The 24,548-nt window shown below is 67.0% G+C and carries 22 protein-coding genes and 2 pseudogenes; 12 read left to right on the plus strand and 12 right to left on the minus strand.

Annotation, left to right across the window (positions count from 1 at the left end):
- Positions 1–5 precede the first annotated feature (5 nt).
- Together POR01S_RS20380 and pabB are read right to left on the minus strand one after the other, a co-directional pair.
- The gene (locus tag POR01S_RS20380) at positions 6–626 is read right to left on the minus strand and encodes a phosphoadenosine phosphosulfate reductase domain-containing protein (RefSeq protein WP_017641933.1); all 621 of its coding nucleotides are present in this window, start codon (positions 624–626) and stop codon (positions 6–8) included.
- A gap of 48 nt (positions 627–674) precedes the next feature.
- A complete protein-coding gene (pabB, locus tag POR01S_RS20385; RefSeq protein WP_042138010.1) occupies positions 675–2,018 on the minus strand; it encodes an aminodeoxychorismate synthase component I in 1,344 nt (447 codons plus the stop codon).
- Between the two features lie 153 nt (positions 2,019–2,171).
- Between pabB and POR01S_RS20390 the strand changes: the two genes are divergently transcribed.
- From POR01S_RS20390 to prpD, 4 genes are all read left to right on the plus strand, one after another.
- A complete protein-coding gene (locus POR01S_RS20390) occupies positions 2,172–2,873 on the plus strand; it encodes a GntR family transcriptional regulator (protein ID WP_042138012.1) in 702 nt (233 codons plus the stop codon).
- 4 nt (positions 2,874–2,877) lie between these two features.
- Positions 2,878–3,765: a methylisocitrate lyase gene (prpB, locus tag POR01S_RS20395; RefSeq protein ID WP_042138014.1), complete on the plus strand. Its 888-nt coding sequence runs from the start codon at positions 2,878–2,880 to the stop codon at positions 3,763–3,765.
- A 55-nt stretch (positions 3,766–3,820) separates the two neighbouring features.
- Complete coding sequence (gene prpC, locus POR01S_RS20400) at positions 3,821–4,948, plus strand: bifunctional 2-methylcitrate synthase/citrate synthase (RefSeq protein ID WP_042138016.1); 1,128 nt, start codon at positions 3,821–3,823, stop codon at positions 4,946–4,948.
- A gap of 146 nt (positions 4,949–5,094) precedes the next feature.
- Positions 5,095–6,579, plus strand: coding sequence for a 2-methylcitrate dehydratase (gene prpD, locus POR01S_RS20405; RefSeq protein WP_042138018.1), 1,485 nt, complete (start codon positions 5,095–5,097; stop codon positions 6,577–6,579).
- A 114-nt stretch (positions 6,580–6,693) separates the two neighbouring features.
- Here the strand turns inward: prpD and POR01S_RS20410 are convergent, their stop codons facing one another.
- The 6 genes and pseudogenes from POR01S_RS20410 to POR01S_RS20430 all read right to left on the minus strand — a co-directional run bounded on the left by POR01S_RS20410 (position 6,694) and on the right by POR01S_RS20430 (position 12,309).
- Positions 6,694–7,023, minus strand: coding sequence for a hypothetical protein (locus tag POR01S_RS20410; RefSeq protein ID WP_007160535.1), 330 nt, complete (start codon positions 7,021–7,023; stop codon positions 6,694–6,696).
- Positions 7,024–7,049: 26 nt separating this feature from the next.
- Positions 7,050–8,645, minus strand: a complete 1,596-nt coding sequence (locus POR01S_RS20415) for an isocitrate lyase (protein WP_042138020.1) — start codon at positions 8,643–8,645, stop codon at positions 7,050–7,052.
- A gap of 597 nt (positions 8,646–9,242) precedes the next feature.
- Entirely contained in the window at positions 9,243–10,163 is a 921-nt protein-coding gene (locus POR01S_RS24440; protein ID WP_420893628.1) for a methyl-accepting chemotaxis protein, read from the minus strand.
- 3 nt (positions 10,164–10,166) lie between these two features.
- Positions 10,167–11,276, minus strand: a pseudogene (locus POR01S_RS24445) (FIST signal transduction protein); the annotation flags it as partial.
- Positions 11,277–11,511: 235 nt separating this feature from the next.
- On the minus strand, positions 11,512–11,934 hold the full coding sequence (locus POR01S_RS20425; protein ID WP_027598988.1) for a GFA family protein: 423 nt from the start codon (positions 11,932–11,934) through the stop codon (positions 11,512–11,514).
- Between the two features lie 93 nt (positions 11,935–12,027).
- Entirely contained in the window at positions 12,028–12,309 is a 282-nt protein-coding gene (locus POR01S_RS20430) for a peptidylprolyl isomerase (protein ID WP_007160531.1), read from the minus strand.
- A 153-nt stretch (positions 12,310–12,462) separates the two neighbouring features.
- Here POR01S_RS20430 and POR01S_RS20435 point away from each other — a divergent pair, with 153 nt between their 5' ends.
- Positions 12,463–13,311, plus strand: a complete 849-nt coding sequence (locus POR01S_RS20435) for a CAP domain-containing protein (RefSeq protein ID WP_042138024.1) — start codon at positions 12,463–12,465, stop codon at positions 13,309–13,311.
- Positions 13,312–13,452: 141 nt separating this feature from the next.
- On the opposite strand, the gene POR01S_RS20440 is transcribed toward POR01S_RS20435, so the two are convergent.
- Positions 13,453–13,833, minus strand: coding sequence for a VOC family protein (locus tag POR01S_RS20440; RefSeq protein ID WP_169853391.1), 381 nt, complete (start codon positions 13,831–13,833; stop codon positions 13,453–13,455).
- Between the two features lie 61 nt (positions 13,834–13,894).
- The gene (gene copM, locus POR01S_RS20445) at positions 13,895–14,230 is read right to left on the minus strand and encodes a CopM family metallochaperone (RefSeq protein ID WP_027598986.1); all 336 of its coding nucleotides are present in this window, start codon (positions 14,228–14,230) and stop codon (positions 13,895–13,897) included.
- A gap of 416 nt (positions 14,231–14,646) precedes the next feature.
- Between copM and POR01S_RS20450 the strand changes: the two genes are divergently transcribed.
- Together POR01S_RS20450 and POR01S_RS20455 are read left to right on the plus strand one after the other, a co-directional pair.
- A complete protein-coding gene (locus POR01S_RS20450; protein ID WP_007160527.1) occupies positions 14,647–15,837 on the plus strand; it encodes a sugar transporter in 1,191 nt (396 codons plus the stop codon).
- A 156-nt stretch (positions 15,838–15,993) separates the two neighbouring features.
- A complete protein-coding gene (locus POR01S_RS20455; RefSeq protein ID WP_042138028.1) occupies positions 15,994–16,461 on the plus strand; it encodes a DUF4442 domain-containing protein in 468 nt (155 codons plus the stop codon).
- A gap of 399 nt (positions 16,462–16,860) precedes the next feature.
- Here POR01S_RS20455 and POR01S_RS20465 read toward each other — a convergent pair whose 3' ends face one another.
- Entirely contained in the window at positions 16,861–19,254 is a 2,394-nt protein-coding gene (locus POR01S_RS20465) for a DEAD/DEAH box helicase (protein ID WP_042138033.1), read from the minus strand.
- Positions 19,255–19,432: 178 nt separating this feature from the next.
- On the opposite strand from POR01S_RS20465, the gene POR01S_RS20470 reads away from it, so the two are divergent.
- The 3 genes and pseudogenes from POR01S_RS20470 to POR01S_RS20480 all read left to right on the plus strand — a co-directional run bounded on the left by POR01S_RS20470 (position 19,433) and on the right by POR01S_RS20480 (position 21,997).
- Positions 19,433–20,794, plus strand: coding sequence for a cation:proton antiporter (locus tag POR01S_RS20470; RefSeq protein WP_169853387.1), 1,362 nt, complete (start codon positions 19,433–19,435; stop codon positions 20,792–20,794).
- A 29-nt stretch (positions 20,795–20,823) separates the two neighbouring features.
- Positions 20,824–21,454: pseudogene (gene trhA / locus POR01S_RS20475) on the plus strand (PAQR family membrane homeostasis protein TrhA).
- Positions 21,455–21,598: 144 nt separating this feature from the next.
- Complete coding sequence (locus tag POR01S_RS20480) at positions 21,599–21,997, plus strand: septal ring lytic transglycosylase RlpA family protein (protein ID WP_007160522.1); 399 nt, start codon at positions 21,599–21,601, stop codon at positions 21,995–21,997.
- A gap of 6 nt (positions 21,998–22,003) precedes the next feature.
- Here POR01S_RS20480 and POR01S_RS20485 read toward each other — a convergent pair whose 3' ends face one another.
- Positions 22,004–23,020 (minus strand): GGDEF domain-containing protein, encoded by a 1,017-nt coding sequence (locus tag POR01S_RS20485; RefSeq protein WP_222932135.1) that lies wholly within the window; start codon positions 23,018–23,020, stop codon positions 22,004–22,006.
- 247 nt (positions 23,021–23,267) lie between these two features.
- Between POR01S_RS20485 and POR01S_RS20490 the strand changes: the two genes are divergently transcribed.
- Together POR01S_RS20490 and POR01S_RS20495 are read left to right on the plus strand one after the other, a co-directional pair.
- Positions 23,268–23,900: a DJ-1/PfpI family protein gene (locus tag POR01S_RS20490; RefSeq protein WP_042138037.1), complete on the plus strand. Its 633-nt coding sequence runs from the start codon at positions 23,268–23,270 to the stop codon at positions 23,898–23,900.
- Positions 23,894–24,517, plus strand: a complete 624-nt coding sequence (locus POR01S_RS20495) for a glutathione S-transferase family protein (protein ID WP_042138040.1) — start codon at positions 23,894–23,896, stop codon at positions 24,515–24,517. Before POR01S_RS20490 ends, POR01S_RS20495 begins: the two co-directional genes overlap by 7 nt.
- Positions 24,518–24,548: the final 31 nt, after the last annotated feature.

Raw genomic sequence — 24,548 nt, forward strand, 5'->3', positions numbered from 1 at the left:
CGGACTCAGTGGGCGAGGTGCAGGCCGCATTCGCGGTTCTCGTCACCCTTGGTGGGATCGAAGTAGTCGAACTCGTTGGGCAGGTCGTGGGCAGTGAGGTACTGGTAGAGATCCTTGGAGGTCCAGTGCAGCAGCGGCGCAACCTTGATCAGGCCGTCCGGGTTGACGCTGACCGGGTCCATCTGGGCGCGCACCGCGGTATCGGTGGCACGCAGGGCGGTGAACCAGACCTCGGGCGCCGTCTCGCGCAGGGCGCGGGCGAAGGGTTCCAGCTTGACCTCTTCGGTGAAGGCGGCGTGGCGCGGATCGTCCAGCCCGGGTACCGGGCCGTCGATGGCCTCGCGGTGGGCGCGCGAGCGCTTGGGCAGGTACGTCACCAGGTTGAGATTCAGCTTGCGCACGATCTCGTCGGCGCAGCGGTAGGTGGCGGGGGTGTTGTAGCCACTGTCCATCCAGACCACCGGGATGTCCGGCTTGACCTGGCTGACCAGGTGCAGGATCACCGCCTCGAAGGGGCGGAAGTTGGTGGTGACGATGGCGCTTTTACCCAGACCCAGGGCCCAGGCGACGAGCTTTTCGGGGTCGCGGCCGAGGTCGGCGTTGATGCGGGCGAGATCGAGAGACATGGCGGACTCCAGCCGGGTAAGGGATGGGGCCATGGTAGCAAAGCCGGATCAGCTGTGGGCTGCCAGCGTCTCCAGCAGCACTCGCACCTTGGCCAGGGATTCGGCGTATTCGTCGGCCCAGTGCGAGTCCATGACGATGCCGCCGCCGCCCCAGCAACTGAGCACGCCGTCTTCGGCGAGCAGGCTGCGGATCAGGATGGAGCTGTCGCTCTCGCCGCGCACGTCCAGATAGAGCAGCGAGCCGCAGTAGGGGCCGCGGCGGGTCTCTTCCAGCTCGTCGATGATCTGCATGGCGCGGATCTTCGGCGCCCCGGTGATGGAGCCACCGGGAAAGCTGCCGGCCAGGAGATCCAGGGCGTCCAGCCCTGCGGCCAGTTCGCCGGTGACGGCGCTGACCAGGTGATGGACGTTGGGATAGCTCTCCAGGGCGAACAACTCGGGCACCCGTACCGAGCCGATCCGGCAGCTGCGCCCCAGGTCGTTGCGTAGCAGGTCGACGATCATCAGATTCTCGGCGCGATCCTTGGGGCTGGCCAGCAGGGCACGGGCTTCGGCGGCATCGGCACCGGCCTCGGCGCGCCTTGGCCGAGTGCCCTTGATCGGTCGCGTTTCCACCTGACCGCGGCTGACCCGCAGAAAGCGCTCCGGTGAATGGCTGAGCAGGGCGCCGCGCTCCAGCGCCAGATAGCCGGAGAAGGGCGTCGGGCAGGCCGCGCGCAGCGCCTGGTAGGCGGTCCAGGCCGATCCCTGGAAGGGCGCGCGAAAGCGCTGGGCGAAGTTGACCTGATAGCAGTCGCCGGCGGCGATATAGGCCTGGATGGCCTCGATGCGCTGGCGATAGGTGGACTCGTCGATATCGGCGACGAAGGGGGCGGTCAGCCGGAAGCCTTCGGCCTCGGGCGCCGCCCCGGCGTCGAACAGGGCGATCAGTCGCTGGCGTTCCCCTGCGTCCAGCGCCGGATGGCAGACCAGCTGGCTGGTCCGCGCCTGGTGATCGCTGATCAGCGCCCAGGCATAGAGGCCCAGGCGGCTATCGGGCAGTTGCAGATCGGCGTGGGCGCCGTCTGGCAGCCGTTCCAAGCGCCGGCCGAAGTCATAGCCGAGATAGCCCAGCAGGCCACCGGCGAAGGGCAGGTCTGCGCCTTCAGGCAGGTCGGCGCGACCCAGGCTGGCCAGGGCGGCGCGCGTCCGCGCGAAAAAGGCGCGACCCGTCTCGCCGGAAGCGGGTTGCAGCACCTGCAGTGGCCAGGCCGCCATGAGGTCGTAGCGACCCCGCTCGGCCACTGGCCGCCCCGAATCCAGCAGCACCGCGCCGGGCTCGCCGTGCAGCAGGGCGAAACGCGCCGTGGGATCGGCGTGGTAGGGCAGGGGATGCAGGTGGCAGAGGGGCATGGCGAGGTCGGCTGGGAAGGACGGCGCGCTAGTGTAGCGAACCGCCTCTGGTGGAGCGAGATACAGGCTGTCACAGCTGGATTGTCGACAAAGATTGACTGGAAAGGCGTTCAGGCGTAGTTATTCAGCCCATAAACACAAAAGGTGTCGACAATGATCGATAGCCCCCTCCAGGCCGAAGCGCCCGAGACCGACAGTGGGACCCTCTCCGAGCAGGTGTTCCGCCGGATCCGCGAGGCCATCGTCCGCGGTGACGTGGCGCCGGGCAGCAAGATTTCCGAGCCCGAGCTGGCGCGCACCTATGGCATCAGCCGTGGGCCGCTGCGCGAAGCCATCCATCGTCTGGAAGGCCAGCGCCTGGTGGTGCGGGTGCCCCATGCCGGCGCCCGGGTCGCCGCCCTGAGCCTGGCCGAACTGGTCGAACTCTACGAAATCCGCGAATCCCTCGAAGGCATGGCCTGCCGCCTGGCGGCCGAGCGGCTCACGCCCCAGGGCATCGACGAATTGCGCCAGCTGCTGGATACCCACGAACGCGATCCGGCGTTCCAGGCCGGCACCGGCTACTACCTGCAGGAAGGCGACCACGACTTCCACTACCGCATCATCCAGGCCAGCGGCAACGGCATGCTGGTGCGGCTGCTCTGCGGCGAGCTCTATCACCTGGTGCGCATGTACCGACTCAAGGTCTCGGCCATCCCCAATCGTCCGCGCCAGGCCTTCGCCGAGCACCACCGCATCCTCGATGCCCTGGCCGAGGGCGACGGCGAACTGGCCGAGCTGCTGATGCGCCGCCACATCGCCGCTTCCAAACGCAATCTGCAGCACCATCCCCTAGTCCAAGCTCAGTCGAGGTAACGCCATGCCTGCCGTCAGTCCCGGCCAGAAATTCCGCGCCGCCGTCGCCGCCGAACGCCCGCTGCAGGTGGTCGGCACCCTCAACGCCAATCATGCGCTGCTGGCCAAGCGCGCCGGCTTCCAGGCCATCTACCTGTCCGGCGGCGGGGTCGCGGCCGGCTCCCTGGGGCTGCCGGACCTGGGCATCAGCGGCCTGGAAGACGTGCTGATCGACGTCCGCCGCATCACCGATGTCTGCGACCTACCGCTGCTGGTGGACGTCGACACCGGCTTCGGCGCCTCGGCCTTCAACGTGGCCCGCACCACCCGTGCCCTGATCAAGGCCGGCGCGGCGGCCATGCACATCGAGGATCAGGTCGGCGCCAAGCGCTGCGGTCATCGGCCGGGCAAGGAGATCGTCAGCCAGCAGGAGATGGTCGACCGCATCAAGGCCGCGGTGGATGCCCGCACCGATGCGGACTTCGTCATCATGGCGCGCACCGACGCCCTGGCGGTGGAAGGCCTGCAGGCCGCCATCGACCGCGCCTGCGCCTGCGTCGAGGCCGGCGCCGACATGATCTTTCCCGAGGCCATTACCGAGCTGCCCATGTACCGCCAGTTCGCCCAGGCGGTGGGGGTTCCGATCCTGGCCAACATCACCGAATTCGGCGCCACGCCGCTGTTCACCACCGAAGAACTGGCCGGGGCCGATGTCGGCCTGGTGCTCTATCCATTGTCGGCCTTCCGCGCGGCCAATCGCGCCGCCGAAAACGTCTATACGGCGATCCGCCGCGACGGCAGCCAGCAGGCGGTGGTCGACACCATGCAGACCCGCGCCGAACTCTATGACCGCATCGACTATCACCGCTACGAGGACCAGCTGGATCGCCTGTTCCAACAACAGAAACACTGACGCTCCACCCTGAACGCCCGCTTTTTCGCACAACAACTCCAAGAGGAGCGAGACGATGGCAGACAGTAAAACCCTCGGCGGCGCCGGCCTGCGTGGCCAGGTCGCCGGCCGGACCGCGCTTTGCACCGTCGGCAAGACCGGCGCCGGCCTCACCTACCGGGGCTACGACATCCGTGAGTTGGCCGCCGGGGCCGACTTCGAGGAAGTCGCCCACCTGTTGCTCTATGGCGAGCTGCCGACGCAAGCGCAACTGGACGCCTATCGCCAGCGCCTGGCGGCCCTGCGCGACCTGCCGCAGCCGCTCAAGGAAGGCCTGGAGCGCATCCCCGCCAGCGCCCACCCCATGGACGTGATGCGTACCGGCGCCTCCCTGCTGGGCACCCTGGAGCCGGAGCACAGCTTCGCCGACCAGCAGCAGGTGGCCGATCGCCTGCTCGGCGCCTTTCCGGCGATCCTGCTCTACTGGCACCACTTCAGCCAGAGCGGCACCCGCATCGACTGCACGAGCGACGCCCCAGACATCGCCAGCCACTTCCTCACCCTGTTGCACGGCAAGGCGCCCAGCGAGTTGCATGCCCGGGTGATGAACGTCTCGCTGATCCTCTATGCCGAGCACGAATTCAACGCCTCCACCTTTACCGCCCGGGTCTGCGCCTCGACGCTGTCGGATCTCTATTCCTGCGTCACCGGCGCCATCGGCTCCCTGCGCGGCCCGCTGCATGGCGGCGCCAACGAGGCGGCGATGGCGTTGATCGAGCGCTTCGCCTCGCCCGAGGAGGCGGTCACCGGCCTCAAGCAGATGCTCGAACGCAAGGAAAAGGTGATGGGCTTCGGCCACGCCATCTACCGCGACAGCGATCCGCGCAACGAGGTGATCAAGGACTATGCCCGGCAACTGGCGGCGGAGGTGGGCGACAGCGTGCTGTTCCCGGTCTCGGAAGCCATCGATCGCACCATGAAGGAAGAGAAGGGGTTGTTCCCCAACGCCGACTTCTACCACGCCTCGGCCTACCACTTCCTCGGCATTCCGACGCCGCTGTTCACCCCGATCTTCGTCTGCTCGCGGACGGCCGGCTGGTGCGCCCACGTCTTCGAGCAGCGCGCCGATAACCGCATCATCCGCCCCAGCGCGGATTACATCGGTGTCGAGCAGCGGCCGTTCACCCCCATCGCCAATCGTTGATTGTTTGATCGCGGCCATGGGTCGCTCCTACAAGGGCGGGAGCGTCCTGTAGGAGCGGCCCATGGCCGCGATGAACCTAACCCCGTACAGCGGCCGCATCGGCAGACCGCCATGACCGCGATAAGACGCTATATAAAGGAACCTCCATGAGCGCCAACGTCGATCTCAACAACCGACCCGATTACGACCAGGTCATCCAGGACCTGGCCGATTACGTGCTGACCTACCAGGTCACCTCCCGCGAGGCCCTGGACACCGCCCGCAACTGCCTGATGGACACCCTCGGCTGCGGCCTGCTGTCCCTGCGTTTCCCCGAGTGCACCAAGCTGCTCGGCCCCCAGGTGGAGGGCACCGTGGTGCCCCAGGGCGCGCGGGTGCCGGGCACCAGCTATCGCCTGGACCCGGTCAAGGCCGCCTGGGACATCGGCTGCATCATTCGCTGGCTGGACTACAACGACACCTGGCTGGCCGCCGAGTGGGGCCATCCCTCCGACAACCTGGGTGCCATCCTGGCGGTGGCCGACCACCTCTCCCAGCGCCGCGTGGCCCAGGGCGAAGCGCCCCTGACGATGCGCGAGGTGCTGGAGGCTATGGTCATGGCCCACGAGATCCAGGGCGTCTTCGCCCTGGAGAACTCCTTCAACCGCGTCGGTCTGGACCACGTCTTCCTGGTCAAGCTGGCCTCCACCGCGGTCAGCGCCAAGCTGATGGGCGCCAACCGCGAGCAACTGCTGGCGGCGCTGTCCCACGCCTTCGTCGATGGCCAGGCGCTGCGCACCTATCGCCATGCACCCAATGCCGGCAGCCGCAAGTCCTGGGCCGCCGGTGATGCCTCGAGCCGCGGGGTGCGCCTGGCCGACATCGCCCTGCGTGGGGAGATGGGCATCCCGGGCGTGCTCAGCGCGCCCCAGTGGGGCTTCTACGACGTGCTGTTCAGCCACACCAACAAGGATCTGGCCACCAAGCCGGCGGACCAGCGTCAGTTCAGCTTTCCCCAGGGCTTCGGCAGCTACGTGATGGAAAACGTGCTGTTCAAGATCAGCTTCCCGGCGGAATTCCATGCCCAGACCGCCGCCGAAGCCGCGGTGATCCTGCACCCCCAGGTGCGCGACCGCGTCGACCAGATCGAGAAGATCGTGGTGACCACCCACGAATCGGCCATCCGCATCATCTCCAAGCAGGGCCCCATGGCCAACGCCGCCGACCGCGACCACTGCCTGCAGTACATGATCGCCGTGCCGCTGCTGTTCGGCGACCTGGTCGCCGAGCACTACGAGGACGCCTTCCACCAGGCGCATCCGCGCATCGACCAGCTGCGCGAGAAGATGGAGATCGTCGAGGACGAGCGCTACAGCCGCGAATACCTGGAAGCCGACAAGAGATCCATCGCCAATGCCCTGCAGGTGTTCTTCACCGATGGCAGCAGCACCGAGAAGATCGCCGTGGAATATCCCATCGGCCATCGCCGGCGCCGCGAAGAGGGCATTCCGCTGCTGGAGCGCAAATTCCAGAGCAACCTGGCCACGCGCTTCCCGGCCGGTCGCTGCGCCCAGATCTTCGCGCTGTGCAAGGATCAGGCAGGCCTGGAAGCCACCCCGGTGCATCGCTTCGTGGACCTGTTCGTGCTGTAAATGGAAGAGGCGACTCGCTCGATCCGGGAGGGCCATCCAGGATCAGGCGAGTCGCCTCGAAGGTGGGGCAGGGCGCGGCGGGTGGTCAGCTACCCGTCGCGCCCTTTTTCATGGCTAGCAGTAGCGATCCACGTAGGCCGGCTGCTGCTGCCGACCGGCCAGGCGCCAGTGCTCCTGCAGGGCGGTGTGGACGCTTCGGATGAAGTTGTCGTCCGCCGCTGCCGACTTGCCGACGTAGCCGCCGCCCTTGTTGTAGGTCTTGAAGCGGATGCGCAGGCTGGGATGGCGCTCCTCGAACTGCTCGGGCGTCTCGCCGCCGGGCAGGCGGTCGACGTGCACCGCGCCGCTCTCGCAGACCCAGAGGATGTGGTTGTGGTTCTTGTCCTTGAGCCGGCCGAAGAGTTGCTTGAGATCGTCCAGGCTGGGGTTGTCGTTCAGGTTCATGAGCGTGTCCTCCGCAGTGGCCGTGATCAATGGAACTGGTTCATGGTGTTGTCCTTGCCCGCCGCCTTGAGCGCGGCCTCCCCGGCAAAGTATTCCTTGTGGTCGTCGCCCATGTCGGAGCCGGCCATGTTCTGGTGCTTGACGCAGGCGATGCCCTGGCGGATCTCCTGGCGCTGCACGCCCTTGACGTAGGCCAGCATGCCTTCCTCGGCGAAGTAGCCCTTGGCCAGGTTGTCGGTGGACAGGGCCGCGGTGTGGTAGGTGGGCAGGGTGATCAGGTGGTGGAAGATGCCCGCCTCTCGCGCCGCATCGCGCTGGAAGCTCTGGATCCGCGCATCGGCCAGGCGCCCCAGTTCGGTGTCGTCGTAGTCCACGCTCATGAGCTTGGCGCGGTCGTAGGCGGAGACGTCCTTGCCCTCGGCCTGCAGGGCGTCGAACACCTGCTGGCGGAAGCTAAGGGTCCAGTTGAAGGAAGGGCTGTTGTTGTAGACCAGCTTGGCGTTGGGCACGACCTCGCGGATGCGGTCGACCATGGCCTTGATCTGGCCGACGTGGGGCTTCTCGGTCTCGATCCACAGCAGGTCGGCGCCGTTCTGCAGCGAGGTGATGCAGTCCAGCACCACGCGATCCACACCGCTGCCGGCACGGAACTGGAACAGGCCGCTGGCCAGGCGCTTGGGCCGGAGCAGCTTGCCGCCACGGCTGATCAGCACATCGCCGTTGCCCAGCTGGCTGGCGTCCACCTCATCGCAGTCGAGGAAGCCGTTGTACTGGTCACCCAGGTCGCCCGGCTGCTTGCTCACGGCGATCTGCTTGGTCAGGCCGGCGCCCAGGGAGTCGGTGCGGGCGACGATGACGCCCTCGTCCACGCCCAGTTCGAGGAAGGCGTAGCGCACGGCGTTGATCTTGGCCAGGAAGTCCTCGTGGGGCACCGTGACCTTGCCGTCCTGGTGGCCGCACTGCTTCTCGTCGGAGACCTGGTTTTCCAGCTGGATGCAGCAGGCGCCGGCCTCGATCATCTTCTTGGCCAGGAGGTAGGTGGCCTCGGCGTTGCCGAAGCCGGCGTCGATATCGGCGATGATCGGCACCACATGGGTTTCATGGTTGTCGATCTTGGCCTGGATGGCGGCGGCCTTGGCGTTCTCGTCGGCGGCGCGGGCGCCGTCCAGCTCGCGGAACAGCATGCCCAGCTCGCGGGCGTCGGCCTGGCGCAGAAAGGTATAGAGCTCTTCGATCAGTGCCGGCACGCTGGTCTTCTCGTGCATGGACTGGTCCGGCAGCGGGCCGAATTCCGAGCGCAGCGCGGCGATCATCCAGCCGGACAGATAGAGGTAGCGGCCTTTCGTGCTGCCCAGGTGCTTCTTGATGGCGATCAGCTTCTGCTGCCCGATGAAGCCGTGCCAGCAGCCCAGCGACTGGGTGTAGGCACTGCTGTCGGCGTCGTAGGCGGCCATGTCCCGGCGCATGATGGCCGCGCAGTGGCGGGCGATGTCGAGACCGGTCTTGAAGCGATTCTGCAGGCGCATCCTCGCTGCGTACTCCGGATTGATGGCGCTCCAGTGATTGCCGGTGCTGTTCTTGAGGGCGGCGATGGCCTGAACGTCGTTCTCGTAAGCGGACATGAGTCGATCCTTCTCGATGAGGTTGGCTTGGGTACCAGTCTTTTCCCAACGTCCGGCAGCGGGATGGCGGTTGCCACCCGGATGCCGGTCGCGAAGGCGAAAGGTCAGCCCAGCTGTCGAGTCATGTCGCCGTACGTTCCTGCATGGATCCGGACGTCACCTCTGGCGACGCTGCCTCGAGCAGCGCGGCATTTCAGTCGTCTTCTCTTGTAGTGCCTCTTGAGCATCACTACGCAAGACGGCCCGAGGGTCACCCGGAGCCCAGGCGCGACCCGCATGGATAGGGGGTTCGCGTCCGGTGCAGCTAGAGATTTGCAGGAGATAAGGGCGTCGTCAACTCAGTTTTGTAGTGCTTTCGTATAGTCACTACAAAAGTCGTAGACGCGGCTGGGAGCGGGTTTGGGGCGTCTATTGCTGACCCATGGGTCGCCGATGAGGGCAAAACAGGGCCGCAAGCCACGGCGCTGGCCGTGACCCTGCGGTCACTCAAAGGGTGAGCCGGCGGCCTCCGGTCGCCCCTCCTGGTGAGGGGCGGCGGCGCGGGAAGAGGGCGGGACTTGCCGGTCAGTGCCGACGAACGGTAAGTCCCCTCCTGCCTTAGGACGAGGTGGCGGCGGTGAGACCGGTCAGGGTATCGGCGATGTCCCTGGTGCGGTGGGAGGTCTGGGCGGTGAGGCGACCGGACTCGCGCAGGACGGCGAGCAGCTCCTGCAGCGAACCCACGTCCTGGGCCTGGCCGGCGATATGGGCACCGACCTCGCTGATGGCGCGCGACAACTGGTCGATGTCGGCGCCGATCTCGGCGGCGTTCTTGTGGGTGATGGCCGCCAGGTTGCGCACCTCGTCGGCCACCACCGCGAAGCCGCGACCGCTCTCGCCGGCGCGCGCCGCCTCGATGGCCGCGTTGAGCGCCAGCAGGTTGGTCTGGCCGGCGATCTGCTGGATCACCTGGACGATGGACTGGATGCGCAGACTCGACTGGCTCAGCTCGTTGGCGCTGCGCACCACGTCCTCGGCCTGTTCGGTGAGGTGCTGCACGGTGCTGTCGGCCTGGCGGGTGACCTCGCCCTGCTGCAGGATGTTGCCCGCCAGATCGTCCATGCTGCTGTGCAATTCGCCGGAGTAGTGCCGCAACTGCTCGCCGATCTCCTGGCGACTCTGGTGCGCCTGGCGCAGCACCTGGCCAAGGTCGGCGAGGCCGCCGAACACCGCCTGGATGGAGTCGTCGAGGCCCTGGGCATCCACCACACCCGTGAAGTTCTGCCGCTTGAATTCGTTGATCTGGTTGACCACCACCTGGCTCAGACCGGCCAGCTTCTTGATCTGCCGGCGCAGGAAGAAGGCCTTGAACTCGCCGTAGTGGGCGGCGAAGTTGTCGACGTAGTCGTCGCGGAAGGGCGCACCCTCCGGGGTACGGAAAAAGAACACTGCGGTGAGCGTCTGGTTGAGGTTCAGGCCGAGGATCTCGCCAAAGGTGGAAAAGCCCACCACCGGCGTCTGGCCGAACACCTCGCCCATGCGCGGCAGCTCGGCGCCGTTGTTGGCGCGGCGCAGGATGCAGTCGTTGAGCACGCCCACCAGCGGGGTGCCGCTCTTGCCCTGCAGGAAGCGGGCGAAATCCTCGCGGGTGGCGTCCACCAGGGAGGTGCGCTTGACCATCACCAGCTCTTCGCCGGGCGCCACGTCGCAGAACAGGTGGATGCGCTCGCGCTCGTAGTCGATGCGGGCGATGGAGCGGACGAACAGCTCCTCGCCCACGCGGATGGCGAAGGAATAGTCCGCCAGGCGCTGCTCCAGCTGCTCGGCGCGGCAGCTCAGGGCCTCGCAGAGGGCCGCCACCATGCTCTTGATCTGGCCGCGGCTGTCGACCACCTGGCTGATGTAGCGCTCTTCCAGGGAGGCGGTGAGGACACTGAGGCTGAGCGGCGTGGCGCTGAAATTCTGGCTCTTGAACACCCCGAAGCGGGTGTTCCGGGCCATCTTCAGGAAGACCAGCTGGGCATGGTTTTCATAGGCCTTGCGGCCATCGTGCAGCAGCGTCTGGCGGAAGTCGCCCTTGCCGCCGGCGGAGCCGCCGACGAACAGGCAGGGAAAGCGGCCGGACTCGTACAGCGCCTCCATGAAGAAGGATTCCGAGGCGGACAGGCCGTCGAACAGCACGAAGGCCAGGGTATCGCGGTGATCGATGGGCGTGCGCACCTGCAGGCGCTTGAGCGACTCGGTCAGGCGGGCGAGGCGCTCCTTCATGCTGCGCCGCGGTCCGCCACGGCGGATGTCCTCGCTGTCCAGCGGAACGTGCACCACCTCGGCCGAGGCGATGACCGAGGCGTCGAAGAATTGCAGCACCAGCCGGTCCCAGGCGCCATCGGCGGCGCAATACAGGCGCTGCTCGCTGCCGCAGAGTTCGCCGGAGGTGGTGCACAGGCTGATGGATGCGCCGGGAAAGCGCCCCGCCAGCTGCCGGGCGATGGCGTCCAGGTCCAGGTGTGGCGAAACGAAGCCGGCGATATAGGTGGGCTTGAGGGCGACGCCGCCGAGGCGGTCGCCGAGTTCGCGAGCGGAGCAGGTCAGGCTGAACACGCCGCTACCGCCCTGTCGGGCACGCGCGCCGAAGCGTTGCAGAAACCCCATGATTGTTCCTCTTGTCTGGCAGGCTGGGAAAGGGAGCTCACCCAGGCATCGGCGCGTTTGCCAGCGGCTTGATAGGGGTGTGCGCCCAGGCCGCAGGCGACCGGGCGCAACGGATCAGAGGTGCGGCAGGGGCCGGGGCTCTGGCATGAGCCTTGGCGTGATAACGAGCGTGCGCAGGACCCCGAGGTCGCCCGCAGCGAGGCGACCGGTGGTCATGGCTGGCGCCGGAAGGCGACTAGTCCTGTTCGCCGTGCTCGGCGATGGCCTCGGCGCCGGTCAGCTGGCGGGTCTGGTTGGCGAAGCAATACCAGGCCGGCTTTTCTTCGATGAAGATCTCGCTGTCCAGCAACCAGTCGCTGCCCTCGAGCAGGCCCACCGGAATGGCGTAGTAAGGCTCGGCCTTGAGGCGGTAGAACAGGTGGGTGCCGCAGTGGCGACAGAAGCCGCGCTCGGCCCAGTCGGACGAGGCATGGACGGCCAGGGCATCGCCACCACCGATCACCGGTGGTTGAGCACAGTCCACTGCCAGCAGCGGGCCACCGCTCCAGCGGCGACAGGTCCGGCAATGACAGGCCGAGACGGCAAGGCTGTCGAGGCGACAATCCAGCTGGACGGCGCCGCACAGGCACTGACCGTGACGTTCGAGGGGAAGGGACATGGCACTATCCTCGTGAGACAGGAGGTCTGCAGGATAGCCGGTTGGGCGCAGGGAAGGGAGGTGCCCCCGCTGCGAGCGGGAGCACTGGCGCGATCAATCTTCGCGGCTGGTGACTTCCACCAGGTGATAGCCGAACTGGGTCTTTACCGGACCCTGGACCTGATGCAGCGGCGCGCTGAATACCACGGTGTCGAACTCCTTGACCATCTGGCCCGGGCGGAAGGTGCCCAGGTCACCGCCCTGGCGGCTGGAGGGGCAGCTGGAGTTGTCCTTGGCCACCTGGGCGAAATCGGCGCCCCCTTCGATGGCGGCTTTGAGTTCGTTGCACTTGGCTTCGCTGGAAACCAGGATGTGGCGGGCAGAGGCTTTGGCCATGGGAGAGACTCCTGTTGAATGAGCCGGCGAGCCTACTCCAATCACCCTTGCAAGCAAACTGCCATCCGTTCCTCGGCTGGCCACCGGTCTGGCTTGCGCCCTGGATTCAGGCCGGGTACATAGCGCTTCCGTCTTTTCCGGATCCGCTCACGCATGTCCCGTTTCCCCGCCTTGTCCCTGCTGCTGACCACGACCTTGCTGAGCCAGGCCGCCCTGGCGGCGACGCCCGAAGAGGCGCGTCTGGTCAGCCTGATCAACGCCTATCGCGCCGCCCCCCAGGGTTGCCCGGGCACCCGCGCCGCCGCACCGCTCGCCGCCGACAGTCGCCTGGCGGCGGTACGCCTGACCGGTCGCGATCGACTGCAGGGCGATCTGCGCGCCGCGGGTTATCAGGCATCGGCCGTGCAGGTGATCATGCTGGCGGGCGCCCCCACCGCCCAGGCGGCCATGGCCGGACTGCGCCAGCAGTATTGCCGGCCGCTGGCCAGCAGCGACTATGCGCAGATCGGGGTGAGTCAGCAGGGGCCGCGCTGGCAGCTGGTGCTGGCGCGTCCGGTGGTGAGCGCCGGCCTGGGCGACTGGCAGAGCGCCGGCAAGGCGGTCCTCGCCGAGGTCAATCGCGCCCGGGCCCAGGCGCGCACCTGCGGCACCCGGCGTTTTGCCGCGACCACCCCGCTGCGCTGGAATCCGGCGCTGGCCAATGCCGCCCTGGCCCACAGCCAGGACATGGCCGGTCGCGACTACTTCTCCCATACCGCCCCCGGCGGCGGCACCGTGGCCGAGCGGGTGGGCAAACAGGGCTACGGCTGGACCCGCATCGGTGAAAACATCGCCGCGGGCGCCGGTTCGGTCAGCCAGGCCATGCAGGGCTGGCTGGCGAGTCCGGGCCACTGCGCCAATCTGATGAATCCGGAATTCACCGAAATGGGCGCGGCCTATGCCCTGAATCCGCGGAGCACCCACAGCCTCTACTGGACCCAGGTGTTCGGTCGGCCGCGCTAGGCTCTGTACGAAAAGTGCCTGCACTCGGTGATGCGTCGTTGAAAACGCCTTCGGAATGCTCATTTACCACTCGTAAACTCCGCTTCCTCAGGCTTCTTTTCGCCTCGCCTGACCTTCGATCGGCGACCTTTCGCGCAGAGCCTAGGCCGGGTACTCGGCGATCTCGATCAGGTTGAGGTCGGGATCGCGGACATAGACCGAGCGAATCGGTCCGGTGGCGCCGGTGCGAGCCACCGGGCCTTCGATGATCGGCCAGCCCTCGCGCTGCAGATGGGCGATCACCTGGTCCAGCGGCTCCCGGGCGATGAAGCAGAGATCGAGGGCGCCCGGCACCGGCAGGTGCGCCTTGGGTTCGAATTCGTGCCCCCGCTCGTGCAGATTGATCTTCTGGTTGCCATAGCGCAGCGCCTTGCGCCCCGCGCCAAACGTCTCCAGGCGCATACCCAGCACCCGGGTGTAGAAATCCTCGCAGGCGGCGAGGTCGATGGTGGTCAGGACCAGATGATCCAGATGGTCGATCAGCATGGTGGACTCCGCTTCGGGCCTGGCGTCCCACTGTGCCAGTCCCGGATGCGGTGCGCCATTACTTGCCGTGGGCCTTGATCCAGCGATTGAGCTGGTCGATTTCCTTCTGCTGGGCCTGGATGATGTCCTCGGCCAGCTTGCGCATCTCCGGGTCCTTGCCGTGCTGCAGCTGATAGCGGGCCATGTCGACGGCGCCCTCGTGATGGGCCAGCATGCCCTTGGCGAAGGCCAGGTCCGGGTCCTTGGCCTTGAGGCCTTCTTCCATGCCCTGGTGCATGGTCTCCATGCTCTTCTGCATGTCCTGGTGGGCCGGGTGCTGGGTCTCGGCGGCCTGGGCGACGCCGCCGGCGAGCAGACTGAGGGCGAGCAGGGTGGAGGAGAGGACGATACGCATGGGGGAGGCTCCTGACTGGGCTGGTGACGCCGAGGCTAGAGCTTGCCCCAGGGGTAAGGTCAATCGTCCGGCGCGTTTCGCTTGGAGCTTCGTCCAGGCAAAAGGTTTCGCGATGTTTTGTCGCAGCGCCAGGCGATGGGCGCGCTGCTCCCGGGTAAAAAAGCGCGACCGATCAGGCGGTTGGCCGCTTCGGCCAGGCGATTGCCGCTGTCAGGCGCAACTGCGGGAGGTTGTGATGGTCCGAATCGACAGCGTAGAATTTTTACTACATTCAATTCCAATCCCTACCTACGGCAGACTTCTCGCTCGCGACCCGGCGTCGCAGGCGGGCCAGGCCTTTGCTCGTGGGTTTTTGTCGTCGGCTTTCTGACCGAGAGTCGCCATCCACCCTTTCGCTCTGGAGTAGAAGACCCCCCATGGATGCTACCGCCGAAGCCCGGAAGCCCAGCTGGTCCGGTGTCATCGCCCTGGCCCTGGCCGCCTTCATCTTCAACACCACGGAATTCGTTCCAGTGGCGCTGCTCAGCGACATCGGGCGCAGCTTCGACATGCGCCCCTCGCAGGTCGGCTTGATGCTGACCATCTATGCCTGGGTGGTGGCCCTGATGTCGCTGCCGATGATGCTCGCCACCCGCTCCATCGAGCGGCGCCGGCTGCTGGTGTTCGTCTTCATCGTGTTCATCGCCTGCCACGGCCTCTCCGGGGTGGCCTGGAGCTTCGAGGTGCTGGTGGCCAGCCGCATTGGCATCGCCTTCGCCCATGCGGTGTTCTGGTCGATCACCGCCTCGCTGGCGGTGCGCATCGCCCCGGCCGGCAAGCAGACCCAGGCGCTCGGCCTGCTGGCCACCGGCACCTGCCTGGCCATGGTGCTGGGCATCCCGCTGGGCCGGGTGCTGGGTGAATTGCTGGGCTGGCGCTACACCTTCGTCGCCATCGCGGCGCTGGCGGTGGGCACGGTGCTCTGGCTGGCGCGCAACCTGCCGCTGCTGCCCAGCGAGAACTCCGGTTCCCTGGCCAGCCTGCCGGTGCTGTTCAAGCGCCCGGCGCTGCTGTGCATCTACCTGCTCACCACCCTGGTGGTGACCGCCCACTTCACCGGCTACAGCTACATCGAGCCCTTTGCCGTGGAGGTGGCGGGCATGGGTGGCATGCAGATCACCGCCTTGCTGCTGCTGTTCGGCGGCTCCGGCGTCATCGGCTCGCTGCTGTTCAGCCGCTACAGCCTGAGATTCCCCAATGGCTTCCTGATCGCGGCAATCGCTGGCATCGCCCTGTCGCTGCTGTTGCTGCTGCCCTTCGCCTGGAAGAGCTTCATGCTGGAGGGCCTGAGCGTCATCTGGGGCATCGCCATCATGAGTTTCGGCCTGGCGCTGCAATCCAAGGTGCTGGCCCTGGCCAAGGACGCCACCGACGTCGCCATGGCGCTGTTCTCCGGCATCTACAACGTCGGCATCGGCGGCGGCGCCCTGCTCGGCAGCGTGGTGGGGACCCATGTCGGCATGCCCTACGTTGGCCTGGTGGGCGGCAGCCTGGCGGTGGCCGGCCTGCTGTTCGCGGTGTTCATGACCCGGCGCTACGCCGAGCAACTCAACGCCAATCCGCTGTAAGGCCCGCGGGCGCCTCTTCGGCGAGGCGCCCGGCCGCGCGACCCGGGGGTCGCGAACTGTCTACCGGGCCGCGCGCGCGCGCCGTGGAGCTGCCCGGGGCGAAGCGCTAAGCTGCGGGCACCTGGCGCTCCGGCCAGGCTGCCGGATGCGCTCGCCATGAATCGACTGCTGTTCAATCTCTTCGTCTGGACCAAGGTGCCCATCGCCAAGATCGCCGGCCTGCGCCTGCGCCACCTGGACGATGCCGGCTGCCAGATGCAGGTCACCCATGGCTGGCTGAACCAGAATCCCTTCAAGAGCATGTTCTGGGCGGTGGAGGGCATGGCGGCGGAATTTTCCACCGGCATCCTCGCCGACCGGCACATCCGCCGTTCCGGCAGCCGCTACGCCATGCTGGTGGTGGCCATGAGGGCGACCTTCAGCAAGAAGGCCGTGGGCACCATCGTCTTTCGTTGCGACCAGGGCGCGGCCATCGCCGCGGCGCTGGTGCGCGCCCGGGAGACCGGCGAGCCGCAGCAGGTCGAGCTGCGCAGCATCGGCACCGACGAAAGCGGTGAGCAGGTGGCGGAATTCTTCTTTACCTGGAGCTTCAAGGCGCGGGCGCCGCTGGGGACGTCCCGGTAGGAGCGACTGTCTTTATCGCAGCCATGGCGGTCCGCCGATGCGGCCGTTCTGGCTTGGACTATCGCGGCCATGGGCCGCTCCTACAGGAGCATCATTTGCCTGTAGGAGCGGCCCATGGCCGCGATCGGTAGCGTAACCGCTGGCGACTTTCCGCGCCGCCTAGCGCCCGAACCGTCCACCTCGGCGTTCGCCCCGTCCCTGGCGGCGCTCGCCTTTGCCCTTGCCCTGGCCCTTTTCCTGGCCACGCGGCCATGATCGCGGCCATGGCGGTCCGCCGATGCGGCCGTTCTGGCTTGGACTATCGCGGCCATGGGCCGCTCCTACAGGAGCATCATTTCCCTGTAGGAGCGGCCCATGGCCGCGATCGGTAGCGCGACCGCTGGCAACTTTCCGCGCCGCCTAACGCCCGAAGCGCCCACCACGCCGCTCGCCGCGACCCTGGCGGCGGCCGCCCTTGCCCTGGCCCTTTTCCTGGCCACGCGGCCGGCGTCGGCGGGACAACTCGCGGGTGATGGCGTCGTTGAGCAAATCGCGATGATCCTGGCCGCGTTCCAGGGCCGGAAACAGCTCGGGCAGGCTGCGCGACAGGTGCAGATAGGTCTCCACCACGTGCAGGGCGCTTTCCAGTCCGGCGAGATCGGTGCCCATGGGGATGCGCGGCAGATCCACCGGCTCGCCGCGGGCGACGCTGCGCAGCCAGCGCTGGGCCTGGCTGCTGGCCGGGCCTTCCAGGCCGCCACGGATTGGCGTGCAGGCGAAGATCCAGCGCAGTTGGAAGTCGATGCCAGGCAGGTCGATCAGCTTGATCCACTCGGCCAGCTCGTCGGGCAGTACCGAGACGAAGGCGTCGCCATAGTTGATGTTGCGATTGAAGGTCAGCCAGGTGCGCAGCAGGCTGGGTTCCTCCATGAACTCGGACAGCGCGCGCAGGTGCTCCAGGCTCGGCCGCACCTGGAACTGGTGCAAATCCACCGGATCGTCCGGGCTGTGGAACAGCCGCTTGATGTTGCGCAGCACATGGGGCTCCAGCGCGGTGATTTCCCCTTCGGCATGATGACCGAACCGTCCGGCACGCCCACCGATCTGCTTGACCTCCTGCACCCGCAGCGGCCGGTTTTCCACCCCGTCGAATTTCTCGTCGGTGTAGAAGCACAGGGTATGGGCCGGCAGGTTGAGACCCATGCCCACCGCATCGGTGGCGACCATGATCTCGGTCTCGCCTTCGCGGAAGCGCCGCGCCTGTTCCCGCCGCACCTCCGGCGAGAGGGCGCCATAGACCACCGACACCCGGCGGCCGGCCATCTCCAGCAGGCCCTTGAGTTCCAGCACCACCCGGCGGCTGAAGGCCACCAGCAGCGAACCCGGTTCCAGGCGCTCCAGGGTGGTGGCGTGGCGCGCCACCGTGACCGGCGACAGGCGTTTGGTGGGCTTGATCTCCAGGCGGTCCTCGCACAGCTCGCAGAGGGTGCGCAGCGAGGGTTCGATCAGCGCCGGGCCGGTCATCAGCAGGCGTTTGGTGTGGGCGCTGACCAGGGCATCGACCCAGGCCCAGCCGCGCTGCGGATCGGCCAGCATCTGCACCTCGTCGACCACCACCACCTCCCACTGCTGGCGGCGGAAGCGGGCGAATTCCTCCACGGTGCAGCAGAAATGCGTGGCACCCGGGCGGATGATCTCTTCCTCGCCGGTGACCAGCGAGCAGGGCACGCCGAGGGACTCCAAGCGCTCCTGGTTTTCCAGGGCCATCAACCGCAGCGGCGAGAGGTAGATGGCATGGGTCACCGCCGCCATGGCCTCGATGGACCTGTGGGTCTTGCCGCTGTTGGTGGGGCCGAGCAGGGCGGTCCAGGTGCGGGTCAGGCGGCGGGCCGGATAATTCTGGTGGTACTGGCCGAAGCGCGGATTGTTTTCCAGCAGCACCGCGAAGGCCATCTTCTCGCGCTGCTGGGTCACGGCGTGGCGCAGCGCGCGGCGCAGCTTGTCGGCTTCCAGGCGCATCAGCTCCTGCAGGCGCGGCGTGCCCAGCTGGTGCAGATCGAAGTCCAGGGCATCGGCTTCGCCCACCAGCACGGCGAAACGCTCGCGCAGGTCCGCCTCGGCTTCGGCCCTGAGCGCGGCGACATCGGCGTCACTCAGCAGTCGGCCCTGGTTGGCCGCCAGCCGCCGGGGGATCTCCAGGCGAATGTCCTCGTGGGTCAGCACCACGTTGAATCTCAATTCGTGGCGCGTTTCGTTGAGCACCTCCACCGCCCGCGGCAAAAAGTCGTCCAGGCGGATCAACGCCTGGGGCACCCGCTCCAGCACCCGCTGGCGATCCTCGTCCGCCATTTCGGCGAAGGGCGCCGCCAGGAGGCCGAGCCGCTCGCGCACGGCATTGCCCAGACGCTCGCTGACCGCGGCGGCAAAGGCCTCGGCCGAAGCGCTGTCGGCCAGATTCAGCGCCCAGTGGGGTTCGAGCAATTCGCTCGCCGCGCCGCCGGTAAAGAGCTTTTCGCTGCCGAAGACGTCCACCGGATAGCCGAAGGTCTTGCCGGCATTGAGCAGCGCCTGGCCCAGCAGGCTGTCGGGATCGGGCGCGCTGCCGACGGCGACCGCAGCGCCTTCGTCCAGCCCCAGCCAGAAGGCCTTGGCGATCCGCCCCAGGTGCGGCAGGGGATAGCCCGAATAGGGTTTGAACCAGATTTCCTGGTGCTGCTGCTTGGCTACGAAGTCGGGATGGGTGCGGCCGGCCCAGTCGAGGAAGCGCTGCAGGCGTTCGAGGCGGCGTTGCTTGCGAAGGCGGTGATCGCTCATGCGGGTAGGGGCTTTCCTTGGGACTATAGGGCATGGGACCCCGGCCAGGGCCACGGGGTCACCCGGAGGCGCGCCATTCGGCAGATAGGGGGCACGTGGCTACGCCGGCGCAGTCTCCATCAGAAGGGTGACGTCTGCTACCCGCTCTTCCTTCTCTGTTCTGGATCACGCTACCCACATGACTTTTCTCGTCTGGGTCGGGGTATTGGGATCGCTGTTGATGATCCTCGCCCTGACCTCCGCCTATCTGCGCTGGCTACCGGTCACCACCTCGGTGGTCTGCCTGGCCTTCGGCATGCTCATCAGCCCCATCGGCCTGAGCCTGGCCGAGGTCGACTTCCAGCAATCGGCGACCTGGATCGGCCACCTCACCGAGGTGGCGGTGCTCTTTTCGCTGTTCGTCAGCGGCCTCAAGCTGCGCCTGTCCTTTCATCGCTCTTCCTGGCACGGCGCCTATCTGCTGGCCGGGCCGGTGATGATCTTCAGCATCGCCGGGGTCTGCCTGGTCGCCCACTACCTGCTCGGTCTGCCCTGGGGCGTGGCCCTGCTGATCGGCGCCATCCTCGCGCCCACCGACCCGGTGCTGGCCGGGCTGGTGCAGGTCAACCACGCTCAGGATTTCGACCGGGTGCGCTTCGGTCTCTCCGGCGAGGCGGGACTCAACGACGGCACCGCCTTTCCCTTCGTGCTGCTCGGTCTGCTGCTCCTGCAGCATGGCGAACTCCAGTGGGGCTGGACCCTGGAGTGGTTTCTCAAGAATGTGGTCTGGGGCGTACCGGCGGGCCTGCTGCTGGGCTATGCCATGGGCAAGGGGGTCGGGCGGCTGATGATCTTCCTGCGCACGCGGCATGGCGACAGCACCATCTCGCCCAATGATTTCCTCGCCCTGGCGCTGATCGCCCTGTCCTATGTGCTGGCCGACGAGATCGGCGCCTTCGGCTTTCTCGCGGTGTTCGCCGCCGGCCTGGGCCTGCGCCAGGCCGAGGTACAGACCTCCGGTAATGCGGAAACGCCTTCCGAGCAACTGGCGCAACCGGTGATCGGGCATCTCACCGGAGCGCCGGAGCGTGCCACGGTGGCCAACGCCGAGGACATCGAGGAGCCGCGCATGGCCGCCGGGGTGATGATGGGCGACATGCTCGCCTTCGGCAGCCTGGTGGAGCGCTCCTTCGAGGTGCTGCTGGTGACCCTGCTCGGCGTGGTGCTCATCACCCACTGGGACAGCCGCGCGCTGCTGCTGGGCGCCTTGCTGTTTGTGGTGATCCGCCCGCTGGGCGTGGCCAGCATGCTGCCCTTCACCCGCATCGATCGCCACCAGGGTGCGCTGATCGGCTGGTTCGGCATCCGTGGCATCGGTAGCCTGTATTATCTGTGCTACGCGCTCACGCATCAGGTCACGGCCGACTGGGCCGGGACCATCGTCGACCTGACCCTGTCGGTGGTGGCCTTGAGCATCGCGGTCCACGGGATTTCCATCCAGCCGCTGCTCGACCGCTACGAGCGCCTCACTGCCCGTCGCGAGGGCTCGGCGAGACCCTGAGCCCGTTTGCGACCTACACCGGAGGACGCATGTACTACGGCGAACGTCTCAATGCCTGGACCCATCTGGTCGGTGCCCTGCTGGCCCTGGCCGGCGCCATTGCCTTGGTGGTACTGGCCAGCCTGCAGGGCGATCCCTGGCGCATCGTCAGCGTGGCCATCTATGGGGTCGCGCTGGTGATCCTCTACAGCGTGTCCACCCTCTACCACAGCGTGAAGGGGCGGGCGAAACGCCTGTTGCAAAAGCTCGATCACCTGTCGATCTATCTGCTCATCGCCGGCAGCTACACGCCGTTCTGCCTGGTGACCCTGCGCGGTCCCTGGGGCTGGACGCTGTTCGGTATCGTCTGGGGGCTGGCGCTGATCGGCATGGCGCAGGAGCTCAAGCCGCGTTCGGAGGCGCGCATCCTGTCGCTGGTGATCTACGCCACCATGGGCTGGATCGTGCTGGTGGCGGTGGGACCACTGCTGGATCGCCTGGGCGGCGAGGGCTTCGCCTGGCTGGCTGGCGGGCGGTGGGGTGCTCTACACCGTCGGCATCCTCTTCTTCGTCTTCGACGATCGCTTCCGCCACTGGCATGGCATCTGGCACGGCTTCGTCATGGCCGGCAGCGCCCTGCATTTCATCGCCATCCTCAGGTACGTGCTGCCGGCGCCCTAGGGCGGTCTTGAGGGGCTCGTCACAGATAGGCTGGCCGCTGGCCATCCCTGGCGAACCTCCCGGGGGCGCCCGGGTTCAGAGCTAGCTGAATCCACTCTCCGAGCGTTGCTTTCCCGAAAACCAAGAAAAAGAGGAAGGTGAAACGTGTTCATCCGTCCCAGATCCCTCGTGTTGCTTCTGATACTTGCCTGCACCGCCTGCCAGGAAAAGGACGCCAAGACCGTCGCGGCACCGGTCAAGAAGGAAGCCGGCTTCGAACAGCGCGGCAAGGCCTCCTTCTACTCGCGCAAGTTTCATGGCAAGGAAACCGCCAGTGGCGAAACCTTCAACAACAACGAACTGGTCGCCGCCCACAAGACCCTGCCGCTCGGCACCCGGGTCAAGGTGACCAACCTGGAAAACGATCGCGCCGTGGTGGTGCGGATCAACGACCGCGGGCCCTATATCCGCGGCCGCATCATCGATCTCTCCCGCGCCGCTGCCCGGCGGGTGGACATGGTCGACGACGGCACCACCGCGGTTAAGGTGGAAAAGCTGGAGTAGCGGTCCTCAGCGGATCCAGACCACCTGGTCCTTGCCCTGGCGCTTGGCCTGGTAGAGACCTTCGTCCACCTGGCGCAGCAGCTCGTTGAGCGACAGCTCCGGCGCAAGGCGAAGCGCCCCGGCGCTGAAGCGGATGCCCAGGGGGGCGGCCTCGGCCAGGCGCGCGCGCAGGGTTTCCAGCAGGTGGCTGATCCTTGCCTCGTCGAGGCCGCGGATCAGCAGGCCGAATTCCTCGCCGCCCAGGCGGCCGCCCTCCAGCCGCGGATCGAGTCGATCGAGTTCCCGCGCCGTGGCGACCAGCACCTCATCGCCCACCTGATGGCCGTGCCGGTCGTTGATCTCCTTGAAGTTGTCGATGTCGAGCATGACGAAATGCCTGGCTTCCCATCCGCTCTCGCCCCGCGCCGCGTCCAGCTGTTGCAGGAGCTTGCGGCGGTTGGCGATCCGGGTGAGTTCATCGGTTTCCGCGAGAATCCGATAGCGCTCCTTGAGCCTGAAGGTCCGTAGCATCCACTGGCTGTTGGCGTGGTTGTAGGCGATGCCGATGGCCAGGGCGACACTGACCAGCAGCCCGACCAACTGCTCCGGCATCGCGCTGGGTATCAACCGGTCCTGACCGATGAAGAGGATGAAGCCGGCGCCGGCCAGGGTGATGAGGTAGTGGGAGAGGCGGTAGGTCAGGCCGCAGGTGCCCAGGATGATGATGAGGGCGACGGGCAGGTTCCAGTAGTGACCCACGGCGCCGCCATCCTGGATCTGGATGCGGAAGGCGAGGGCGAATGCCCAGATGTTGCCGGTAAAGGTCAGACTCATCATGCGTGCGCTGCGCGCCACGCTGAGCAGGGCGCTGATCGCCAGCAACAGCAGCATCAGCGCGAGATAGCGTGCCTTGTAGGGACTGCCGATCAGCGGATTGCACCACAGGGTCAGCGGCCACATCGCCAGCATCAGCGGCTGCAGCACCAGCAGGGGCGTGCGCAGCACCCGCCGGACGTGCTGTTCATAACGAATCTCGTTGTCCATCGACATCTCGAAAGGGGGTAAGGCCGATGGGCGATGACAAATCGGCCGGTGGCTCGGCCAGGGTGTGTCACTGTAATGGCTAAGTGCCATGGCTTCCAGTGCTCCAGCGTCGTCGTTGCCCGGCTTAGAGCGGTTTGCCGATGATTGGCATGACTGTATGGCCAGCCCGGTGCGGCACTGTATCTGGTCGACCGGCAGGGTCGCGGCCAAGAATCCTTGGATCGACAGCAAGCCCTTGGTAGCTCCCATGCACCTCGCCATCCTCACCTTCGACGGCTTCAACGAACTGGACTCCCTCATCGCCCTGGGCCTGCTCAATCGCATCAAGCGGCCGGACTGGCGGGTCTCGCTGATGGCGCCGACCCCCCTCGCGACGTCCATGAACGGCGTCCGCCTGGAGCGCCAGGCCGGCTTCGACGAACTGACGGACTGCACCGCCGTGCTGGTGGGCAGTGGCAGCCGTACCCGGGAACTGGCGCGAGACGCCGCGCTGCTGGAACAGCTGGCGGTGCTCGATCCCGGGCGCCAGCTGATCGGTGCCCAGTGCTCCGGGACGCTGCTGCTGGCGCGCCTCGGCCTGCTCGACGGCGTACCCGGCTGCACCGATCTCACCACCAAGCCCTGGGTGCAGGAAGCCGGCATCGAGGTGCTGAATCAGCCCTTCTTCGCCCGCGGCAACCTGGCCACCGCCGGCGGCTGCCTGGCTTCCAGCTACCTGGCGGCCTGGGCCATCGCCAGGCTGCTGGGCCGCGACGCGGCGGCCGAGGTGCTGCATTACGTGGCACCGGTGGGCGAGAAGGAGGACTATGTGCAGCGCGCGCTCGGCAATATCGAGCCCTATCTCAGCCATCCATCCCGGGAGGTCGCCTCGGCATGCTGAAGATTCTTGGTCGCGTCTCTTCGATCAACGTACGCAAGGCGCTCTGGTGCCTCGATGAACTGGGCCTGGGCTATGAGCGCGAGGACTGGGGCGCCGGCTTTCGCTCGGCGCAATCCGCCGAGTACCTGCAGTGGAATCCCAACGGCCAGATCCCGGTCCTGCTGGACGGCGACTTCGTGCTCTGGGAGTCCAACAGCATCCTGCGCTACCTGGCCAACGCCCATGGCGGCGAGACGCTGTATCCCACCGCACCGCGCGCCCGGGCGCGGGTCGATCAGTGGCTCGACTGGCAGGCCTGCGAACTCAATCCGGCCTGGAGCTATGCCTATCTGGCGCTGGTGAAGCAGCAGCCACCGGAACCCGATCCGCAACGCCTGGCGCAAGGCATCGCCGCCTGGAACGGGCGCATCGCCATTCTGGAGGCGCACCTGGCGCAGCACGGCCCCTATGTGGCCGGCGAGTCCTTCAGCCTGGCCGACATCGCCCTGGGCCTGTCGCTGCACCGCTGGCGCAGCACCCCGATGGAGCGCATCGCCGCGCCGGCCATCGAAGCCTATCTCGAACGCCTGGCCACCCGCCCGGCCTGGGCCTGCTATGCGAGCGATGCCACGCCCTGAGCAGCCCACCGGCAAGAGCCGGCAGGCGGTG

Source organism: Pseudomonas oryzihabitans NBRC 102199 (assembly GCF_000730625.1).
Classification (GTDB): domain Bacteria; phylum Pseudomonadota; class Gammaproteobacteria; order Pseudomonadales; family Pseudomonadaceae; genus Chryseomonas; species Chryseomonas oryzihabitans.

What these genes read in the sequence shown, in the direction of transcription:
- POR01S_RS20450 (WP_007160527.1), top strand. Translation starts at nt 14,647, where the DNA reads ATGGATGCTACCGCCGAAGCCCGGAAGCCCAGCTGGTCCGGTGTCATC.
- POR01S_RS20435 (WP_042138024.1), top strand. Translation starts at nt 12,463, where the DNA reads ATGTCCCGTTTCCCCGCCTTGTCCCTGCTGCTGACCACGACCTTGCTG.
- pabB (WP_042138010.1), bottom strand. Translation starts at nt 2,018, where the DNA reads ATGCCCCTCTGCCACCTGCATCCCCTGCCCTACCACGCCGATCCCACG.
- POR01S_RS20415 (WP_042138020.1), bottom strand. Translation starts at nt 8,645, where the DNA reads ATGTCCGCTTACGAGAACGACGTTCAGGCCATCGCCGCCCTCAAGAAC.
- POR01S_RS20455 (WP_042138028.1), top strand. Translation starts at nt 15,994, where the DNA reads ATGAATCGACTGCTGTTCAATCTCTTCGTCTGGACCAAGGTGCCCATC.
- POR01S_RS20495 (WP_042138040.1), top strand. Translation starts at nt 23,894, where the DNA reads ATGCTGAAGATTCTTGGTCGCGTCTCTTCGATCAACGTACGCAAGGCG.
- copM (WP_027598986.1), bottom strand. Translation starts at nt 14,230, where the DNA reads ATGCGTATCGTCCTCTCCTCCACCCTGCTCGCCCTCAGTCTGCTCGCC.
- POR01S_RS20410 (WP_007160535.1), bottom strand. Translation starts at nt 7,023, where the DNA reads ATGAACCTGAACGACAACCCCAGCCTGGACGATCTCAAGCAACTCTTC.
- POR01S_RS20390 (WP_042138012.1), top strand. Translation starts at nt 2,172, where the DNA reads ATGATCGATAGCCCCCTCCAGGCCGAAGCGCCCGAGACCGACAGTGGG.
- prpB (WP_042138014.1), top strand. Translation starts at nt 2,878, where the DNA reads ATGCCTGCCGTCAGTCCCGGCCAGAAATTCCGCGCCGCCGTCGCCGCC.
- POR01S_RS20485 (WP_222932135.1), bottom strand. Translation starts at nt 23,020, where the DNA reads ATGGACAACGAGATTCGTTATGAACAGCACGTCCGGCGGGTGCTGCGC.
- POR01S_RS20430 (WP_007160531.1), bottom strand. Translation starts at nt 12,309, where the DNA reads ATGGCCAAAGCCTCTGCCCGCCACATCCTGGTTTCCAGCGAAGCCAAG.
- POR01S_RS20380 (WP_017641933.1), bottom strand. Translation starts at nt 626, where the DNA reads ATGTCTCTCGATCTCGCCCGCATCAACGCCGACCTCGGCCGCGACCCC.
- POR01S_RS24440 (WP_420893628.1), bottom strand. Translation starts at nt 10,163, where the DNA reads ATGGGCGAGGTGTTCGGCCAGACGCCGGTGGTGGGCTTTTCCACCTTT.
- POR01S_RS20470 (WP_169853387.1), top strand. Translation starts at nt 19,433, where the DNA reads ATGACTTTTCTCGTCTGGGTCGGGGTATTGGGATCGCTGTTGATGATC.
- POR01S_RS20465 (WP_042138033.1), bottom strand. Translation starts at nt 19,254, where the DNA reads ATGAGCGATCACCGCCTTCGCAAGCAACGCCGCCTCGAACGCCTGCAG.
- POR01S_RS20425 (WP_027598988.1), bottom strand. Translation starts at nt 11,934, where the DNA reads ATGTCCCTTCCCCTCGAACGTCACGGTCAGTGCCTGTGCGGCGCCGTC.
- prpD (WP_042138018.1), top strand. Translation starts at nt 5,095, where the DNA reads ATGAGCGCCAACGTCGATCTCAACAACCGACCCGATTACGACCAGGTC.
- POR01S_RS20490 (WP_042138037.1), top strand. Translation starts at nt 23,268, where the DNA reads ATGCACCTCGCCATCCTCACCTTCGACGGCTTCAACGAACTGGACTCC.
- prpC (WP_042138016.1), top strand. Translation starts at nt 3,821, where the DNA reads ATGGCAGACAGTAAAACCCTCGGCGGCGCCGGCCTGCGTGGCCAGGTC.